This window comes from Burkholderia alba (assembly GCF_034721475.1).
Lineage (GTDB): Bacteria > Pseudomonadota > Gammaproteobacteria > Burkholderiales > Burkholderiaceae > Burkholderia > Burkholderia alba.
Genome location: NZ_JAWJWL010000014.1, coordinates 40,256 through 58,759, shown reverse-complemented (window position 1 = coordinate 58,759; position 18,504 = coordinate 40,256). Strand labels below are relative to the sequence as shown.

Sequence of the window (18,504 nt, the reverse complement as noted above, 5' to 3'; positions counted from 1 at the left end):
ATTCACCAGAGTTTTTCAAATATGGATATCTGTTTTCGTCATTAGCAAATGAGCGGGCGGCCGAAGGCCGGCTCGGGCAAGGCGGAGCAGAGGATTCGGGCGCGGCGTGGCTAGGACGTCGTGCGGTCAACAAGAAACCCTGGGGTCCCCGAATGTATCAGTACGACCAGTACGATCAGACAATCGTCGACGAGCGCGTCGCGCAGTACCGCGATCAGGTTCGCCGTCGCCTGTCGGGCGAATTGAGCGAAGAGGAATTCCGCCCGCTGCGGCTGCAGAACGGCCTGTACATGCAGCGCCACGCCTACATGCACCGCATCGCGATTCCGTACGGCAATCTGCGCAGCGACCAGCTCCGGATGCTGGCGCGGATCGCGCGCGAGCACGATCGCGGCTACGGCCACTTCTCGACGCGCTCGAACATCCAGTTCAACTGGATCAAGCTCGAGGAAACGCCCGAGATTCTCGCCAAGCTCGCCTCGGTGCAGATGCACGGCATCCAGACCTCGGGCAACTGCATCCGCAACATCACCGCCGACCAGTTCGCGGGCATCGCGCAGGACGAGGAAATCGATCCGCGACCGTGGGCGGAAATCCTGCGTCAGTGGTCGACGTTCCACCCCGAATTCGCGTGGCTGCCGCGCAAGTTCAAGATCGCGGTGTCGGGTTCGCGGGAAGACCGCGCGGCCGTGCAGATCCACGATCTCGGGGTGTACCTGAAGAAGAACGAGGCGGGCGACGTGGTCGCGAGCATTCTCGCGGGCGGCGGTCTCGGCCGGACGCCGATCGTCGGCGCGATCATTCGCGAAAATCTCCCGTGGCAGCACCTGCTCACGTACTGCGAGGCCGTGCTGCGCGTGTACAACCGCTACGGCCGCCGCGACAACCTGTACAAGGCCCGCATCAAGATCCTTGTGAAGGCGCTGTCGCCCGCGAAGTTCGCGCAGCAGGTCGAGGAAGAATGGCAGCACCTGAAGGACGGCCCGTCGACGCTCACGCAGGCCGAGCTCGACCGGGTCGCGCAATACTTCAAGCCGCCCCAGTACGAAAAGCTTGCCGACACCGATGCGTCGTTCGAGCAGCATCTGCTCGACAACAAGGCGTTCGCGCGCTGGGTCGAGCGCAATGTGGCGCCGCACAAGGCGCCGGGCTACGCGGCCGTCACGCTGTCGCTGAAGCCGACGGGGATCGCCCCCGGCGACGCGACGGACGCGCAGATGGAAGCGGTCGCGAACTGGGCTGACGTGTACTCGCTGGGCGAGCTGCGCGTGTCGCACGAACAGAACCTGATTCTCGCGAACGTGAAGAAGCGCGACCTGTTCTCGTTGTGGGAGAGCGCGAAGGCGCAAGGCTTCGCGACGCCGAATATCGGCCTGCTGACCGACATCATCGCGTGCCCCGGCGGCGATTTCTGCTCGCTCGCGAACGCGAAGTCGATCCCGATCGCGCAGGCGATCCAGGCACGCTTCGACAATCTCGACTACGTGTACGACCTCGGCGACCTGTCGTTGAACATCTCGGGCTGCATGAATTCGTGCGGCCACCATCACGTCGGCAACATCGGCATTCTCGGCGTCGACAAGGATGGCGCGGAGTGGTACCAGGTGTCGCTCGGCGGCGAACAGGGCACCGGCGCGGACGGTGCGCGCCTCGGCCGCGTGATCGGTCCGTCGTTCTCCGCGTACGAGGTGCCGGACGTGATCACGACGCTGATCGACACGTTCGTCGACGCGCGCGCCGACGGCGAGCGCTTCATCGACACATACAACCGCATCGGCCTGGCGCCGTTCAAGGACCGCGTCTACGCCGCGCGCCAGACCGCGCACGCGTAACCAACCGGGTACAAGGAATTAGCAGATGGCTTCGATTATCAAGAACCGCGCCGTGATCGACGATGCATGGCAGGTCGTTCGCGCGGCCGAGGACGGCGCGTTGCCCGCGGTCGCGGCGCTGCCGGCCGGCAAGGTGCTGGTGCCTTTCGCGCTGTGGCGGGCGGAGCGCGACGCGCTCGTCGCCGCGAAGCCGCGCGACGAGCTCGGCGTGTGGCTCGCGCCCGACAGCGAACCGGCGGACCTGGTCGCGGATTTCGACCGGATCACGCTGATCGGCGTCGAATTCCCGCGTTTCGCCGACGGCCGCGGCTACAGCATCGCGCGGCTGCTGCGCGAGCGGCACGGCTGGACCGGCGAATTGCGCTCGATCGGCGACGTGCTGCGCGACCAGCTGTGCTACATGGAGCGCTGCGGTTTCGACGCGTTCGCGGTGCGCGCCGACAAGGACATCCACGATGCGCTGAACGCGTTCGGCGAATTTTCGCAGCGCTATCAGGGCGCGGTCGACAATCCGGCGCCGCTGTTCCGCCGCCGCGAGGCAAGCGCATGAGCACCGTCACGACAGCCGCGCCGCAGGCGGTGACCCCCGAGCTGGCCGCGAAGATCGCGCGGCTCGACACGCTGCTCGCGGCGATCGCCGCACGCCATCCGCGCGTGAAGTTCGCGAGCAGTCTCGCGGCCGAAGACATGCTGGTCACGCACGCGATTCTCTCGAAGGGCGTGTCGATCGGCATCTTTTCGCTGAACACAGGCCGCCTGCATGCGGAAACGCTAGGGATGATCGATCGCGTGCGCGAGCGCTACGGGTACGAGATCGAGCAGTTTCACCCGCTGCAGGACGCGGTCGACGGCTATGTCGCGCAGCACGGACTGAACGCGTTCTACGAAAGCGTCGACCTGCGCAAGCGCTGCTGCGAGATCCGCAAGGTCGAACCGTTGAATCGCGCGCTGTCCGGGATCGACGCGTGGGTCACGGGCCAGCGCCGCGAGCAGTCGGTCACCCGCGCGGAGCTGCACGAGGAAGAGCAGGACGCCGCACGCGGCATCGCGAAGTACAACCCGCTCGCCGACTGGACCGAGGCCGACGTCTGGGCTTACCTGAAGGCGTTCGACGTGCCGGTCAATCCGCTCCATGCGCGCGGCTATCCGAGCATCGGCTGCGAGCCGTGCACGCGCGCCATCCGGCCCGGCGAAGACAGCCGCGCGGGCCGCTGGTGGTGGGAGTCGCGCGATACGAAGGAGTGCGGGCTGCACATCTCGATCACGCCGATCCCGACGGCGGCCCCGGGCGAATCTGCAAGCGCCTGACCGCCCGTAATAAGATTGAACCCTGCGCCGTCCGGAAACCGGGCGGCATGCACCCAGAAGAAGGACCGAAATCATGAGCACGACGCTCGAGCAATCCGCCTTTGCCCCGCCCGCCGGCAGTTCCAGCCGGATGGGCCACCTCGACTGGCTCGAAGCCGAGTCGATCCACATCCTGCGCGAACTGGTTGCCGAATGCAGCAAGCCCGCGCTGTTGTTCTCGGGCGGCAAGGATTCGGTGGTCGTGCTGCATCTGGCACTCAAGGCATTCGGTCTCGGCGCGCACCGCCAGACGTCGCTGCCGTTTCCGCTGGTGCATATCGATACCGGCCATAACTACGACGAAGTGATCGATTTTCGCGATCGCCGCGCGCAGCAGATCGGCGCCGAGCTGATCGTCGGCCATGTCGAGGATTCGATCCGGCGCGGCACGGTCGTGCTGCGCCGCGAGACCGATTCGCGGAATGCCGCGCAGGCGGTCACGCTGCTGGAGACGATCGAGCAGCACGGCTTCACCGCGATGATCGGCGGCGCGCGCCGCGACGAAGAGAAGGCGCGCGCGAAAGAGCGCATCTTCTCGTTCCGCGACGAATTCGGCCAGTGGGACCCGAAGGCGCAGAGGCCGGAGCTGTGGAGCCTGTTCAATGCGCGTCTGCATAACGGCGAGCATCTGCGCGTGTTCCCGATCTCGAACTGGACCGAGCTGGACGTGTGGCAGTACATCGCGCGCGAGGGGCTCGAACTGCCGTCGATCTATTACGCGCATCGCCGCGAGATCGTGCGCCGCAACGGGCTGCTGGTGCCCGTCACGCCGCTCACGCCGATGCGCGAGGGCGAGACGAGCGAGCAGGCGCTGGTGCGGTTCCGCACGGTCGGCGACATCTCGTGCACGTGCCCCGTCGGCAGCGACGCGGACGACGTCGAGAAGATCATCGCCGAGACGGCCGTGACGGAGATCACCGAGCGCGGCGCGACCCGGATGGACGACCAGGCGTCCGAGGCTGCGATGGAGCAGCGCAAGAAGCAGGGCTATTTCTGACGCACCCGAGGATATTTTCATCATGAGCATCATCGAAACCAACGAAGACCTCGGCGTGCTGCGCTTCATCACGGCGGGCAGCGTCGACGACGGCAAGAGCACGCTGATCGGCCGCCTGCTGTACGACAGCAAGGCGGTGCTGTCGGACCAGCTGTCCGCGCTGTCGCGCGCGAAGAACAAGCGCACGGTGGGCGACGAGCTCGATCTCGCGCTGTTGACGGACGGTCTCGAGGCCGAGCGCGAGCAGGGCATCACGATCGACGTCGCGTACCGCTACTTCGCGACCGCGAAGCGCAAGTTCATCATTGCCGACACGCCCGGCCACGAGCAATACACGCGCAACATGGTGACGGGCGCGTCCACCGCCCATGCGGCGATCGTCCTGATCGACGCGACCCGCATCACGCTGGAACACGGCGTCGCGCAACTGCTGCCGCAGACCAAGCGCCATAGCGCGATCGTGAAGCTGCTCGGCCTGCAGCACGTGATCGTCGCGATCAACAAGATGGACCTCGTCGACTACAGCGAAACCCGCTTCAACGAGATCCGCGACGCGTACGTGACGCTCGCGCAGCAGCTCGGCCTGACCGACGTGCGGTTCGTGCCGGTGTCGGCGCTGAAGGGCGACAACATCGTCGGCGCCAGCGAGAAGATGCCGTGGTACGCGGGCGAGCCGCTCCTCGACGTGCTCGAGGCGCTGCCGGTCGATACCGAAGCGGGCGACGCGCTGCGCTTTCCGGTGCAGTGGGTCGCACGCCAGGACGGCAGCTCGGCCGACGATTTCCGCGGCTACATGGGCCGTGTCGAGGCCGGCGAGGTGAAGGTCGGCGATGCGATCACGGTCCTGCCGTCGAACCGTCTTGCGACGGTCGCGGAGATCATCGCGCCGGTGCCCGGCGGCACGGCGGCGGTCGAGTACGCGTTCGCCGGCCAGACGGTCACGATCCGCCTGGCCGAGGACGTCGACGTGTCGCGCGGCGATACGTTCGTGCCGCGCGAGCGCGCGATCGAACCGGCGAAGAAGCTCGAGGCGGACCTCTGCTGGTTCGACGAGACGCCGCTGTCGCCGCAGCGCAAGTACCTGCTGAAGCAGACGACCAGCACGGTGTTCACGAAAATCGGCGCGGTGAAGCAGGTGCTCGACGTGCATACGCTGTCGCACGCCACCGATCGCCACGATCTGAAGATGAACGACATCGGCCGCGTCGCGCTGACGTTGCAGAAGCCGATCGTCTGCGATACCTACGACGATCACCCGGGAACGGGCGCGTTCGTGCTGATCGACGAGGCGACCCATCACACGGTCGCGGCCGGCATGATTCGCGCGTTTTCCGCATGACGGGCCGCGCCGCTCGCGACGCGGACACTCGAAGGAACGGACAACCCATGGGCAAGGTGTATCTGATCGGCGCGGGGCCCGGCGCCGCCGACCTGATCACGGTGCGCGGCGCGCGTCTGCTGGGCGAGGCGGACGTCGTGCTGCACGATGCGCTGGTCGAGCCGGCGATGCTCGACCATGCGCCGCGCGCGCGCCGGATCGCGGTCGGCAAGCGTTGCGGGCAGCGGTCGACCGCGCAGCATTTCATCAACAAGCAGATTGTCGACGCGGCGCGCGAGTACGCGGTGGTGGTGCGACTGAAGGGCGGCGATCCGATGCTGTTCGGCCGGGCCGACGAGGAGATGCGGGCGCTCGAAGCGGCCGGGATCGACTACGAAGTCGTGCCGGGCATCACGGCGGCGCTGGCGAGCGCGGCTACCCTCAAACGCTCTCTGACGCTGCGCGGCGTCGCGCGCAGCGTCGCGTTCGCGACGCACAGCCGGGCGCCCGACAGCGCCGAGATCCGCGAGCAGGTGAACGCGGATTCGCTGGTGTACTACATGGGGCGCGACAGTGCGCCGGGCATTGCCCGGCAGTTGATCGACGCGGGTCGCCCCGCGTCGACGCCGGTCGCGATCGTCGAGGCATGCAGCACGCCGCGCGAGCGCACGCTGACCTTGACGCTCGACGAGATGGCGGCCGGCGTCGCGCAGGCGTGGCTCGACGCGACGCAGCCGAGCCTGTTGATGATCGGCGCCGCGTTCGCCGAGCGCATGGGCGTGACGGATGTCGAGGCGGAAACGGCGGGCGGTGGCGGGATGCTGAACGCGGCGTGACGCACGCGATGGTGTACAAAGGAAAGCGCCGGCGACGAGCCGGCGTTTTTTATGGGCGAAGCCGGATCAGGGCCGGGAGCCGGCCGCTTGCTGCAGGCAGTACAGCGCGATCGCGTCGAGCACGGTGTCGTCTTCGCCGACGGCGGTCGCGCAGTCGAGCGCGAGACCGGGGTGGGCGGTGCGGCACGCGTCGACCAGCCGAGGCAGATCGCGGCGGACATGTCCGCCTTGACCGAAGAATACCGGCACCACGGTAACCGCATCGCACCCCTGCGCGGCGAGGGCCGCGACGGCATCCTGCAGCGACGGTTCCATCAGTTCGAGAAATGCGAGCGACACCGGCGCATCCGCGCCGCGCGCGGCACGCAGCTTCGCCGCGAGCCGCTCGAACGGCTCGGCCCAGCGCGCATCGCGCGCGCCGTGACCGAAGAGAACGAGGCCGTGTCTGCTCATCCGTGGCTCCGGCGGCGTCAGTGGCGATCCACCCACTTGAGGGCGAACAGGCCGAGCGCCAGGTAGATGAGGCCCGGGAGCGCGGCGGTGAGCGGCGCGGGCCAGGTGTTGAGCGTGCCGATGTGCGAGAACAGCGTATTGAACAGCTGGAAGCTCATGCCGAGCATGATTCCGCCGAACACCTTCACGCCCACCACGCCCGCGCGCGTATGCAGGTAGGCGAACGGCAGCGACAGCACCAGCATCACGAACACGGCGAACGGATACAGCAGCTTGCGCCACAACGCGATGTCGTAGCGCTGCGTGTCCTGCTGGTTTTCCTTCAAGTGCTGGATGTAGCGGAACAGGTTGAAGATCGACATCCGCTCCGGCGACACCAGCAGCACGGACAGGATCTGCGGCGTCAGGTCGGAGCGCAGCGAGTACTGGGGCAGCGACACCTGTTTCGAGCGATACACCGGATTGAGCGCGTCGGCGGGCTGGTCGCTCGCGGGCGGCAGGCTCGTCAGCTGGGTGTCGGTCACGTCCGTCAGCAGCCAGTGGCCGGGCGGCTGATAGCGGCCGGACTTCGCGATGCGCACGTTCTGCAGCAGGAATTTCGAATCGAATTCGTAGATGCGCACGTCGCTGATCGTCGAATCCGGCGACAGCTTGCCGACGTTCACGAAGCGGGTGACGGGCTCGCCGTTGTCGCGCGCGGTCAGCGTGTCCTTGACCCACACGCCCGACGCGAAGTTCGACGAGACCGACGAACCGAGCGCCTCGAGCCGCACGCGTTCGGACAGCTGGTCCGAGTACGGGCCGACGAATTCGCCGATCAGATAGGTGACGATCACGAGCGGCACGCCGATCTTGAGCAGCGAGCGCAGCGCCCGGCCCGTCGCGAGGCCGGACACGCGGAAGATCGTGAATTCCGAGTTCGCCGCCATCTGCGCGAAGACGTAGATCGCGCTGATCAGCGTCGCGACCGGGATGATCTCGTAGAAGCGCGACGGCGTCTGCAGCGCGACGCGCAGCACCGCGTAGCCGAACTTGTAGTTGCCGTGTCCGACCGAATTCAGCTCGCTGATCAGGTCGAAGAAGAAGAACAGGCCGGAAAACGCGAACAGCACGAACACGAACGTGACGTAGATCTGCCGCGCGAAGTATTTCTCGTAGAGCCGCATCGGTCAGGCCCCCTGCGAGCGGCGGAACATCCCGCGCGTGAACAGCGGCCGGTTGCGTACCCGCAGCCAGAAGATGAACCAGACGAGCGCGGCGACCGCGAGATGCAGGCCGACGAGTCCGACGCCGAACGGCAGCTTGCCGCGTTCCATCTGCGACTGCACGACGTTCAGCAGATTCGAGTAGGTCAAGTAGATCAGCACGGCCATCACGAGGTTGACGGTGCGGCCCCGGCGCGGATTCTGGTAGGCGAGCGGGATCGCGAGGATCATCAGGTTGAGCGCGATGAACGGCAGGCCGGCGCGCCACGCGAATTCGGCGAGGTTCTCGTTGGTCGGGTTGCGCAGCAGATCGGGCGTCGACGTGCCGGTGGTGGTCGGCTGGTTGACCACCTGCTTGCTCTGGATCTTCACGCCGTAGCGCTCGAATTCCATGATCTTGAAGTTCGGCTGGCCGGGTACGCCGTCGTAGCGGCGGCCGTTCTCGAGCACGATGAAGCGGTCGCCGTTCTTCATCACCTCGGTGTGGCCCGTCTGCGACACGACGACGTTGATCTTGCCGTGCTCGGTGGTGGTCACGAACACGTTCTGCACCTTGCTCTGATCGGGCGACATCTTCTCGATGAAGAACACGCGGTTGGTCGCCGTCGATTCGCGGAACTGGCCGGGCGCGAGGAGCGACACTTCATCGCGCTGCTGGAAGCGCGCCTTGATGAGCTTGCTCTGCTGGTTCGACCACGGCCAGCCGACGAACGCGAAGAACGCGATCAGCAGGATGATCGGGGTCGAGAACACGCCGATCGGCTTGATGAGACGGGTCAGGCTCACGCCGGAGGCGAGCCACACGACCATCTCCGAATCCTTGTACCAGCGCGTCAGCACGAACAGGATCGACACGAACAGCGTGCCGACGAGAATCATCGCCAGATAGCCGATCACCGTCAGGCCGATCAGGACCAGCACGTCTTTCGGGCTGACCTCGCCGGACGCGGCATAGCCGACGATGCGGATCATCATCGACGTGAGCATGATCGTGAGCAGCACCATGAAAACGGCGCCAGCAGTATACGCAAGCTCGCGCTGGAGGGAGCGTTCGAAGATCATTATTGATGAGAAGAGGGCGGGAAGCAGCGCACGCGTGGGGAGGCGCTCACGCCGCCACGGGAAAAATAGCGGATAATTGCGGCTTTCATCCTTAGCCCAGATTTTATCCGAGGACAAGCGCGATGGACTTTAGCATAAAAGGCTGTGATTGGAGCAAAGGCACCTCGAAGGGGTTCGTGACCGGTAAATCCGACTGCGTCGTGCTCGGCGTATTCGAGGCGCAGACGCTGTCCGGCGCGGCGCTCGACATCGATGTCGCGACCAAAGGCCTGATTTCGCGCATCATCAAGGCCGGCGACATGGACGGCAAGAGCGGCAAGACCTTGTTTTTGCATGAAGTTTCGGGCATCGGCGCGTCGCGCGTGCTGCTCGTCGGCCTCGGCAAGCAGGATGCTTTCGGCCAGAAAGCCTACAACGAGGCAGTGCGCTCCGCCTGGCGCGCGCTGCTCGCGACCAAGGTGGCCCAGGCCACTTTCACGCTCGCGCAGCTGCCGGTGCTCGAACGCGGCGCCGATTGGAGCGTGCGCGCGGCGATCGTCGCGCTGCGCAACGAGACGTACCGGTTCACCCAGATGAAGAGCAAGCCGGAGGCGAGCGCCGCCGCGCTCAAGCGCATCGTGTTCAGCGTCGACCCGGCCGACGAGAAGGCCGCCAAGACCGCCGTCAAGCAGGCGGTGGCGCTGGCCAACGGGATGGATTTGACGCGCGACCTCGGCAACCTGCCGGGCAACGTCTGCACGCCGACCTACCTCGCGAACACCGCGAAGAAGCTCGCGAAGGACTGGAACCTCAAGGCCGAGGTGCTGGGGCTCAAGCAGATCCAGGCGCTCAAGATGGGGTCGTTCCTGTCGGTCACGCGCGGCTCGGTCGAGCCGCCGCAGTTCATCGTGCTGCATTACCAGGGCGCCGCCGCGAAGGCCGCGCCGGTGGTGCTGGTCGGCAAGGGCATCACGTTCGACACGGGCGGCATTTCGCTGAAGCCGGGTGAAGGCATGGACGAGATGAAGTACGACATGTGCGGCGCCGGCTCGGTGCTGGGCACGATCCGCGCGGTCGCGGAAATGGGTCTCAAGCTCAACGTCGTCGCGATCGTTCCGACCTGCGAGAACATGCCGGCCGGCAATGCCACCAAGCCGGGCGACATCGTCACCAGCATGAAGGGGCTGACGATCGAGGTGCTCAACACCGATGCGGAAGGTCGCCTGATCCTGTGCGACGCGCTCACCTACGCCGAGCGCTTCAAGCCGGCCGCCGTGATCGACGTGGCGACGTTGACGGGCGCGTGCGTGATCGCGCTGGGCCACCATAACAGCGGCCTGTTCTCGAAGGACGACGCGCTCGCGGGCGAACTGCTCGATGCGTCGCGCGAAGCGGGCGATCCGGCGTGGCGCCTGCCGCTCGACGACGAGTACCACGAGCAGCTGAAGTCGAACTTCGCGGATCTGGCGAACATCGGCGGCCGTCCGGGGGGGAGCGTGACGGCGGCGTGCTTCCTGTCGCGATTCACGGAAAGCTATCCGTGGGCCCACCTCGACATCGCGGGCACCGCATGGAAGAGCGGCGCGGCGAAGGGGGCGACGGGCCGTCCGGTGCCGCTCCTCACGCAGTTCCTGATCGACCGCGCCGGCGCGTGATGGTGCGAGGCAGCAACCCAGCGGGACGCGGCGGGCGATGACGCGAATCGATTTTCATACGAATGTCGGCGATTCGCTCGCCTATGCGTGCCGGCTGCTCCGCAAGGCCTACCAGGCGGGGCAGCCGGTCGTCGTGCTGGCGGACGCGGCGCGGCTGCGCGCGCTCGACGAGCGGCTCTGGACCTTCTCGCCGCTCGACTTCGTGCCGCACTGCGCGGTGGACAGTCCGCAGGCATCAAGCACGCCGATCATCCTGACGGCCGATCTGGAGCGCGCGCCGCACCATCAGATCCTGCTGAATCTGGGCGCGGACGTGCCCGCGCAGTTCGCCCGCTTCGAGCGGCTGCTGGAAGTGGTCGGCAATGCGGCTGACGAGTTGACGGCCGGCCGCGAGCGTTACCGTTTCTATCGCGATCGCGGCTACGCGCTCAACAACTACAAGCAGGGCGGCTAGCCTTGCTGGACGGAGGGTAACGTGCTCGAAGCCAATGCATCCTCGATTCCGGTGCTGACCGACACGCTGACGCAGGGTCAGTCGCTGCCGACGCTGCCCGTTCTGACCGACGTGCTGGTGCCGGGCAAGCCGGCGCTCGCGCGGGCGGGCGAGGCGCCTGTCGATGCGTGGGCGCAGGCCGTGCCCACGCCGGACGTGCCGGCGGTCGAACTGCCGACCGCCTTCGTCGCGCCGACGACGTTCGCCGACGAATTGCCGGCCTCCCATCCCGCACCCGACAGCGTCGCTCAGCCCGCGTTGCAGTCGGCGACGGTCGACGCGGCGGTGACGGATGCCGATGCGCAACGGATCGCCGACCGGCTGCGCAGCCAAGTCACTCGCTATCTGACCGGGGAAGGGCGCGGACTGATCGAGGCGCGTTGTCGCGATGCGCTGCAGGATCACAGCACCTGGCTCGTCAGCCAGATCACGCGGGAAGTCGCGCTGGCGCTCGAAACCGAGGTGACGCGCTGGGTGAAGGACGCGCTCGACGACGAACTGGCGCGCCGCGCCGCGCACGCGCCGGGCGGCCATTCCGCCGTTTGACGCGGATCGCGGGCGGCCGTCAGCGCCGCCGGCGATTCAGTTGAGCGTCAGAATCCACTGCGCGAGCGTGCCCGCCTCGGCGCTCGACAACTGGGTGTTGGCGGGCATCGGCACGCTACCCCATACGCCCACGCTGCCTTTGACGATCGATTGCGCGAGATACGCGGCGGCATCGCCGCGCGTGGCGTATTTGCCCGCGATCGCATGAAAGGACGGCCCCATCAGGGTCTTGTCGACGGCATGGCAAGCCATGCAGTTCTTGCGCTGCGCGAGCGTGAGGCCGTCGGCCTGCTGCGCATGCGCGGACGCGCTGGCGGCAAGCAGCACGACTGCCATCAGGCGCAAGGAGATTCGTGTCATCGTGTGGGTCTCCGCCGGCGCACATGTCCGGCTTGGTGTGCGCGCATTATAAAAGCAAAGGGGGCGCGAGTTCTTCGCGCCCCCTTTGCTTCGACGCCGGCCGGGCGGATGAATCCGCTCGGCCGGTCCGGGATCAGCCCGTTATCGCGCCCTTGTTCGCGGGCAGCGCGAGCGCCGCGTACTTGGCGAGCACGCCGCGCGTGTAGCGCGGCGTCGGCTGTTTCCATGCCGCCCGACGGCGCGCAAGCTCCGCGTCGTCGATGTTCAGCTGGAGCAGCAACTGGCGGGCGTCGATCGTGATCGAGTCGCCCTCCTGCACCAGCGCGATCGAGCCGCCGACGAACGCTTCCGGCGCGACGTGGCCGACCACCAGGCCCCAGGTGCCGCCCGAGAAGCGGCCGTCGGTGATGAGCCCGACCGATTCGCCGAGGCCCTTGCCGATGATCGCCGACGTCGGCGCCAGCATTTCCGGCATGCCCGGGCCGCCTTGCGGGCCGAGATAGCGCAGCACCACGACGTCGCCTGCCTTGATCCGGTCGTCGAGGATCGCCTGCAGCGCGCTCTGTTCGTCGTCGAACACGCGTGCCGGGCCGGTCATGACCGGATTCTTCAGGCCGGAGATCTTCGCGACCGCGCCGTCTTCGGCGAGATTGCCCTTCAGGATCGCGAGGTGGCCTTCCCGGTAGAGCGCCCGGTCGATCGGGAAGATCACTTCCTGGTCGGCGCGCGGCACGCTCGGCACGTCCTTCAGCGCCTCGGCCATTGTCTGGCCGGTGATCGTCATGCACTCGCCGTGCAGCAGGCCGGCGTCGAGCAGGATCTTCATGACCTGCGGAATGCCGCCCGCCTTGTGCAGATCGGTCGCGACGTACTGGCCCGACGGCTTCAGGTTGCAGATCACCGGCACGCGCTTGCGGATCCGCTCGAAGTCGTCGATCGACCACTCGATCTCGGCCGCGTGGGCGATCGCGAGGAAGTGCAGCACCGCGTTCGTCGAACCGCCCGTCGCCATGATGACCGCCACCGCGTTCTCGATCGACTGCTTCGTGATGATGTCGCGCGGCTTCAGATCCTTCTTCACGGCTTCCACCAGCACGCGCGCCGATTCGGCGGCCGATGCGACCTTTTCGTCGTCCGGATTCGCCATCGTCGACGAGTAGAGCAGCGACATGCCGAGCGCCTCGAACGACGAGCTCATCGTGTTCGCGGTGTACATGCCGCCGCACGAACCCGTCGACGGGCACGCGTTCTTTTCGACCCCTTCGAAATCTTCCTGCGACATGCGTCCCGCGGTGAATTCGCCGACCGCCTCGAACGACGACACGATCGTCAGATCCTTGCCCTTCCAGTTGCCGGGACGGATCGTGCCGCCATACACGTAGATGCCGGGCACGTTCAGGCGCGCGAGCGCGATCATCCCGCCGGGCATGTTCTTGTCGCAGCCGCCCACGACGACGACGCCGTCCATCCATTGGCCCTGCACGCAGGTCTCGATGCAGTCGGAGATCACTTCGCGGGACACGAGCGAATACTTCATCCCCTCCGTGCCCATCGACATGCCGTCCGAGATCGTCGGCGTGCCGAAGATCTGCGGATTCGCGCCGGCGTCCTTGATCGCGTTCACGGCCGCGTCGGACAGGCGCTGCAGGCCCGCGTTGCACGGCGTGATCGTCGAGTGGCCGTTCGCGATGCCGATCATCGGCTTGTCGAAATCTTCCTTCTGGTAGCCGAGCGCGTAGTACATCGAGCGGTTGGGCGCGCGCGCGATGCCCTGCGTGACATTTTTCGAGCGGCGGTTGTACGACATGGGGAGCTCCATCCGTTTGTTTTGATTGCGGGGTGGCCGGGCGCCGTCCAGGCGCGAGCCGGCTCAGGTTGGGAAGAATGCAGTTTCTCTTTGAGAATGTCCAATATATTATTCATGGCTTATTAGGTCGAAAAATATATCAATGAGGCAAGCGAATTGACCCCTGACCTGCGCCAGTGGCGCTATTTCGTGACCGTCGCCGACGAGCGTCATTTCGGGCGGGCGGCGGCGCGCCTGTCGATGACGCAGCCGCCCCTGTCGCAGGCGATTCGCGCGCTGGAGGAGGCGCTGGGCGTGGCGCTGTTCGCCCGCACCAAACGCTCGGTCGAACTGACGGCGGTGGGCGCGGCGCTGCTGCCCGAGGTGCAGCGGCTGCTGACCGCGGCCGACGCGCTGCCGCCGCTGGCGCAGAGCCTCGCGCGCGGCGAGGCCGGATCGCTCGCGCTCGCGTTCGTGTCGACGGCGGACTACGGGCTCCTGCCGCAGTTGCTGCGGGAGTTCGGCGCGCGCAATCCGCTGGTCCGGCTGCAACTGACCGAGGCCACGAGCGACGTGCAGATCGACGAGTTGACGGCCGGGCGGATCGACGCGGGTCTGATCATTCCGCCCGTGCCACCGCGCCATGCGGCGGCGCTGTCGTACCTGCCGGTCGTCCGCGAGCCGCTGGTGTTGGCGATGCCGGCGGACGCGGCGACGGGGGACGAGACGCCGGTGCGGCTCGCCGACGTCGCGGCGTTGCCGCTCGTGATCTTCCCGCGCCGTTTGGCGCCCGGCTTTTATGACATCATTACGGGCTGCTACGGCGCGGCAGGCGTCACGCCGCGCATCGGCCAGGAAGCGATCCAGATGCAGACGATCGTGAGCCTCGTGTCGGCCGGCATGGGTGTCGCGATGGTGCCGCAGTCGCTGCGCAACCTGCGGCGTACCGGCGTGGTCTACCGTCCGCTCGCCGCCGACGCGCCGGTCGTCGAGACGGGGCTCGTATGGCGCACGGGCGATGTGAGCCCGGTGCTCGCGGGCTTCATCGACGTCGTGCGCCGCGCGGCTTCCGGTTGATGCCGCGCGGCGAACCTGTGCGCGATCCGGCCGTCAAACAGCGCGATGCATGGTGCGCCGCGCGCGGCCGTTGCTTCGATCCAGAACCCTTCACCGCTATCACATGATCATTCACCCCAATTTCGATCCCGTCGCGATTCATCTCGGCCCGCTCGCCGTCCGCTGGTACGGGCTCATGTATCTGGTCGCGTTCATCGCGGCGATCGTCGTCGGGCGGCTGCGGCTGCGCCTGCCGCACGTCGCCGCGCAGGGCTGGACCGCGAAGGACATCGACGACATGATGTTCTACGGCGTGCTGGGCACCGTGCTCGGCGGCCGGCTCGGCTACGTGCTGTTCTACAAGGCGAGCTTCTATTTCTCGCATCCGCTCGACATCTTCAAGGTGTGGGAAGGCGGCATGTCGTTCCACGGCGGCTTCCTGGGCGTCGTGTTCGCGATGACGCTGTTCGCATGGCAGCGCAAGCGCACCTGGATGCAGGTGACCGACTTCGTCGCGCCGATGGTGCCGACGGGGCTTGCCGCGGGCCGGCTCGGCAACTTCATCAACGGCGAGCTGTGGGGCCGCGTGACGAGCCCGGACGCTCCCTGGGCGATGCTGTTTCCGGGCGCGGCCCGCGATGACGCCGCGTGGCTCGGCGCGCATCAGGCGCTGGCGGCGAAGTGGAACCTGAACGAAGTGTTCATGCAGTACCAGATGCTGCCGCGTCATCCGTCGCAACTGTACGAGATCGCGCTCGAAGGCGTCGCGCTGTTCCTGGTGCTGTGGTTCTTCTCGCGCAAGCCGCGGCCGATGGGCGCGGTGTCGGCGGTGTTCCTGATCGGCTATGGCCTCGCGCGCTTCACGGTGGAGTTTGCCCGCGAGCCGGACGATTTCCTCGGTCTGCTGACCTTCGGGCTGTCGATGGGGCAGTGGCTGTCGCTGCCGATGATCGTCGCCGGCGTGCTGATGCTGGTCTGGGCCTATCGCAAGGGCGGCGTGGCGAAAGCGTCCGCGTGAGCGTTCGGCCCGCGTGATGCCGCGCATCGCGCGGCCGGTCCCGCCTGGCTGACAAAAGACAACGCCGGCTTCGCGCCGGCGTTGTTCATGGGCCGCGCGGCTCGCGCCGCGCCAACCGGCCGTGTTACTTCATCTGCACCGAGCCGTTCACGTTGACGGTCACGGTGGCTTTGCCGCCTTCGACCGAGATCGGCGCGGGCGCCTTGTCCATCGCCGCGCCTGCCGCCATTGCCATCATGCGCGGCTGATACGGCTGCACGTTGTGGCCGCCGCCGACATTCACGTCGCGAATCGAATAGCCGCTGTAGCCGAACGCCTTCGATGCTTCCTCGGCCCGCACGCGGAACGATTTGATCGCCTCCGTCGTCAGCTTCTGTTCGGCGGCGCGCTGCGCATCGGGGGACAGCGAGAAATCGACGCTGGCGACCTGCATCGTCGCGCTCAGCTGGCCGGCTAGCTTCGAAGCGGCGGCGAAGTCGCGGGACTCGAGTACGACCTCGGTACGGCCGCGCCAAGCGGAGATCTTGCCGTCGCGATCGGTGGTCGGATAGACCGAGAAGGCGCCGGTGCGGGCCGTCACGCCCGCGACGGTGCGCGCCTGGGACAGCGCACCGTCGGCGCGCTTGTTCAGATCCGACGTGAGGCTGCCCGGATCCTTGGCCTGCTGTTCATAGAACAGCGTGATGTTGACGATGTCCTGCGGGACGTCGGCGCTGGCCTGGGCCGACAGCGACAGCACGCCCGACGGCGGCGGCATCTGGCCCATGCTTTGCGCTTGCGCGACGGACGGCGCGAGCGACAGGGCCAGGGGCACGGCGGTCGCGACGGCGAGCGCGAGCGCAAGAGCGGTTTTCTTCGTCATCGTTGAACTCCTTGAGCGAAAGCGCGCACGCGACAAGCGCGTGCGGGACGCGGACGGATGCCGCGCTTCTTGTGGATCACAACCGGAAGGTATGCCGGTTGAGCGTCCGTTAGGCTGACGAAAGGGCGGTGGAGTTCCGGGAACAACAGTGGCGGGGGCGTCGGATTTGACGTTTCCTGACCTCTGGCCGGCGCGCCTGCGCGTTACTTCATCAGGCGTTGCGTGATGAAGCGCCATTCGCCCGGCGTGACCGGCGTGATCGAGAGGCGGTTGCCCTTGGCGAGCACGCGCATGTCGGCGAGCGTGTCGTGTTCGCGCAGCGCGGCGAGCGCCACCAGCGGCGACTTCTTCACGAACTTCACATCGACCAGCACCCAGCGCGGGGTTTCGCGCGTGGACTTCGGATCGTAATAGGGGCTGTCCGGATCGAACTGGGTCGGATCGGGGTAGGGCGTCGAGCACACTTCGGCCAGTCCGGCGATACCGGGCTCGGGGCAACTCGAGTGATAAAACAGCACGCCGTCGCCGATCTGCATCGTGTCGCGCATGAAGTTGCGCGCCTGATAATTACGCACGCCGGTCCACGGCAACGTGTGCTGCGGCGCGTCGGCGAGATCGTCGATGCTCGCTTCGTCCGGTTCGGATTTCATCAGCCAGTAGTGCATGGATCGTGATCGACGCAGAAAAAAGGCTGCCGCAAATGGAAACGGCATCGGGAATCGCCCGATGCCGTTGATAAGGCCCCCGCCTTGGCCGCTAGGCCGGCATCCTGAACCTGAGGTTCAGAATTGGTCGCAGTTAGCAGCACTTCGGGTACATCAGACAGAGTGACGCGCACACCCGTGCTACAAATTTCCGCAACCGTGCACATGGCATTGGTTCAAGGAATATATGACCTTGGCGAACCAGGCAGGGAAGCTGACTAAACTTTGTGAATCGTGTTTGAATTCAGCGGCTTGAACTCGAAAGATCAAGCGGATGCCGAACTCGGTGATACGTGCTTACTGGGCTTCGTGCTGTGCGAGCACCGCACCCAGCTGTTCATTCATTTGATGCATTGTACGCCGGATTTCCTCGGCGGGAAATGCTTCGCCGTGACGCACGCTTTGCTGCAGCCTCAGCAACTCCGAGGCAAGCGACAGCGCGGCCATCACCGCGATGCGATCCGTGCCGCGCACCGAACTGTTCGCGCGGATCTTCGACATTTCCGCGTCGACGCGCGCGACGGCCTCGAGCAGCGCCGCTTCGGTTTCGGCCGAGCAGGCCAGCCGATACGCCTGCCCGAGGATCGAGACTTCGATCTGCTTGGTGCTCATGCATGTTCTCCGTGGCTGGCCGATCCGTCGCTGGCTTCGCCGTCCTGCGGGGCGAGCAGGTCGAGCTGGTTCTCGGCGTCCGGCACGCCTTTCGCGCGCGGCAGCTTTTCGAGAATCGCGTTGAGCTTCACCTGCGCATCGTCGATCTTCGCGGACAGCGTATCGCGTTCCGCCGCGAGCGCATTGCGCTCTTCGCGCAACTGCGCCAGTTCGGCGCGCACCGCTTCCGCATCCGCGCGCAGTTGCGCGACCTGCTCTTCGAGCGCGAGCCGTTCCGTGTGATGGCGTTTATTCACCGCGATCAGACGGCCAATATTTTGAGATAGAGTTTCGAGTTCGTTGAGCATCTGCTGCGTCCTCTAAAGACCGGGTATTTTAGCGCG

General features: G+C 66.5%; 20 protein-coding genes and 1 other RNA gene. 11 read left to right on the top strand and 10 right to left on the bottom strand.

All coding sequences use genetic code 11. The features are described 5' to 3' along the window. The first annotated feature begins 152 nt into the window (after nt 1–152). The 6 genes from RZR99_RS17310 to cobA all read left to right on the top strand — a co-directional run bounded on the left by RZR99_RS17310 (nt 153) and on the right by cobA (nt 6,330). Nucleotides 153–1,832, top strand: a complete 1,680-nt coding sequence (locus tag RZR99_RS17310; RefSeq protein WP_323120992.1) for a nitrite/sulfite reductase — start codon at nt 153–155, stop codon at nt 1,830–1,832. Between the two features lie 25 nt (nt 1,833–1,857). After that, the gene (locus RZR99_RS17305; RefSeq protein ID WP_323120991.1) at nt 1,858–2,382 is read left to right on the top strand and encodes a DUF934 domain-containing protein; all 525 of its coding nucleotides are present in this window, start codon (nt 1,858–1,860) and stop codon (nt 2,380–2,382) included. Then, on the top strand, nt 2,379–3,140 hold the full coding sequence (locus RZR99_RS17300) for a phosphoadenylyl-sulfate reductase (RefSeq protein WP_323120990.1): 762 nt from the start codon (nt 2,379–2,381) through the stop codon (nt 3,138–3,140). The genes RZR99_RS17305 and RZR99_RS17300 overlap by 4 nt, the downstream gene beginning before the upstream one ends. A 73-nt stretch (nt 3,141–3,213) precedes the next feature. After that, the gene (gene cysD, locus RZR99_RS17295) at nt 3,214–4,176 is read left to right on the top strand and encodes a sulfate adenylyltransferase subunit CysD (protein ID WP_323120989.1); all 963 of its coding nucleotides are present in this window, start codon (nt 3,214–3,216) and stop codon (nt 4,174–4,176) included. A 22-nt stretch (nt 4,177–4,198) separates the two neighbouring features. Then, nucleotides 4,199–5,515 carry a sulfate adenylyltransferase subunit 1 gene (locus RZR99_RS17290; RefSeq protein ID WP_323120988.1) on the top strand — a complete coding sequence of 439 codons (1,317 nt, stop codon included), beginning with the start codon at nt 4,199–4,201 and terminating at the stop codon, nt 5,513–5,515. Between the two features lie 47 nt (nt 5,516–5,562). After that, on the top strand, nt 5,563–6,330 hold the full coding sequence (gene cobA / locus RZR99_RS17285) for a uroporphyrinogen-III C-methyltransferase (protein WP_407655465.1): 768 nt from the start codon (nt 5,563–5,565) through the stop codon (nt 6,328–6,330). A gap of 66 nt (nt 6,331–6,396) precedes the next feature. Here cobA and RZR99_RS17280 read toward each other — a convergent pair whose 3' ends face one another. From RZR99_RS17280 to lptF, 3 genes are read right to left on the bottom strand one after another with little or no spacing between them, the layout of a single operon-like run. After that, nucleotides 6,397–6,783, bottom strand: a complete 387-nt coding sequence (locus RZR99_RS17280) for a sirohydrochlorin chelatase (RefSeq protein WP_323120987.1) — start codon at nt 6,781–6,783, stop codon at nt 6,397–6,399. 17 nt (nt 6,784–6,800) lie between these two features. Continuing rightward, complete coding sequence (lptG, locus tag RZR99_RS17275) at nt 6,801–7,949, bottom strand: LPS export ABC transporter permease LptG (protein ID WP_323120986.1); 1,149 nt, start codon at nt 7,947–7,949, stop codon at nt 6,801–6,803. Between the two features lie 3 nt (nt 7,950–7,952). Further along, nucleotides 7,953–9,050 (bottom strand): LPS export ABC transporter permease LptF, encoded by a 1,098-nt coding sequence (lptF, locus tag RZR99_RS17270; protein WP_323120985.1) that lies wholly within the window; start codon nt 9,048–9,050, stop codon nt 7,953–7,955. Nucleotides 9,051–9,172: 122 nt separating this feature from the next. Here lptF and RZR99_RS17265 point away from each other — a divergent pair, with 122 nt between their 5' ends. Genes RZR99_RS17265 through RZR99_RS17255 form a run of 3 tightly spaced genes read left to right on the top strand, consistent with a single transcriptional unit; the run spans nt 9,173 to nt 11,723 of the window. After that, entirely contained in the window at nt 9,173–10,684 is a 1,512-nt protein-coding gene (locus tag RZR99_RS17265; protein ID WP_323120984.1) for a leucyl aminopeptidase, read from the top strand. Between the two features lie 37 nt (nt 10,685–10,721). Then, nucleotides 10,722–11,138, top strand: coding sequence for a DNA polymerase III subunit chi (locus RZR99_RS17260; protein WP_323120983.1), 417 nt, complete (start codon nt 10,722–10,724; stop codon nt 11,136–11,138). Between the two features lie 21 nt (nt 11,139–11,159). Continuing rightward, a complete protein-coding gene (locus RZR99_RS17255) occupies nt 11,160–11,723 on the top strand; it encodes a DUF2486 family protein (protein WP_323120982.1) in 564 nt (187 codons plus the stop codon). Nucleotides 11,724–11,759: 36 nt separating this feature from the next. On the opposite strand, the gene RZR99_RS17250 is transcribed toward RZR99_RS17255, so the two are convergent. Together RZR99_RS17250 and ilvD are read right to left on the bottom strand one after the other, a co-directional pair. Beyond that, on the bottom strand, nt 11,760–12,083 hold the full coding sequence (locus RZR99_RS17250) for a c-type cytochrome (protein WP_323120981.1): 324 nt from the start codon (nt 12,081–12,083) through the stop codon (nt 11,760–11,762). Nucleotides 12,084–12,216: 133 nt separating this feature from the next. After that, nucleotides 12,217–13,890, bottom strand: a complete 1,674-nt coding sequence (ilvD, locus tag RZR99_RS17245; protein ID WP_323120980.1) for a dihydroxy-acid dehydratase — start codon at nt 13,888–13,890, stop codon at nt 12,217–12,219. A 156-nt stretch (nt 13,891–14,046) separates the two neighbouring features. Between ilvD and RZR99_RS17240 the strand changes: the two genes are divergently transcribed. Further along, a complete protein-coding gene (locus RZR99_RS17240) occupies nt 14,047–14,946 on the top strand; it encodes a LysR substrate-binding domain-containing protein (RefSeq protein ID WP_323120979.1) in 900 nt (299 codons plus the stop codon). 103 nt (nt 14,947–15,049) lie between these two features. Then, a complete protein-coding gene (gene lgt, locus RZR99_RS17235) occupies nt 15,050–15,943 on the top strand; it encodes a prolipoprotein diacylglyceryl transferase (protein ID WP_323120978.1) in 894 nt (297 codons plus the stop codon). A 124-nt stretch (nt 15,944–16,067) separates the two neighbouring features. Here lgt and RZR99_RS17230 read toward each other — a convergent pair whose 3' ends face one another. The 5 genes from RZR99_RS17230 to RZR99_RS17210 form a co-directional block, all read right to left on the bottom strand. Further along, nucleotides 16,068–16,805: an SIMPL domain-containing protein gene (locus RZR99_RS17230; protein ID WP_323120977.1), complete on the bottom strand. Its 738-nt coding sequence runs from the start codon at nt 16,803–16,805 to the stop codon at nt 16,068–16,070. A gap of 203 nt (nt 16,806–17,008) precedes the next feature. Then, complete coding sequence (locus tag RZR99_RS17225; protein ID WP_323120976.1) at nt 17,009–17,470, bottom strand: EVE domain-containing protein; 462 nt, start codon at nt 17,468–17,470, stop codon at nt 17,009–17,011. Nucleotides 17,471–17,542: 72 nt separating this feature from the next. Then, a non-coding RNA gene (gene ssrS, locus RZR99_RS17220) (6S RNA) lies at nt 17,543–17,724 on the bottom strand. 82 nt (nt 17,725–17,806) lie between these two features. Beyond that, a complete protein-coding gene (locus tag RZR99_RS17215; RefSeq protein ID WP_252987039.1) occupies nt 17,807–18,121 on the bottom strand; it encodes a cell division protein ZapA in 315 nt (104 codons plus the stop codon). Beyond that, the gene (locus RZR99_RS17210) at nt 18,118–18,468 is read right to left on the bottom strand and encodes an ATPase (RefSeq protein WP_323120975.1); all 351 of its coding nucleotides are present in this window, start codon (nt 18,466–18,468) and stop codon (nt 18,118–18,120) included. Before RZR99_RS17210 ends, RZR99_RS17215 begins: the two co-directional genes overlap by 4 nt. Nucleotides 18,469–18,504: the final 36 nt, after the last annotated feature.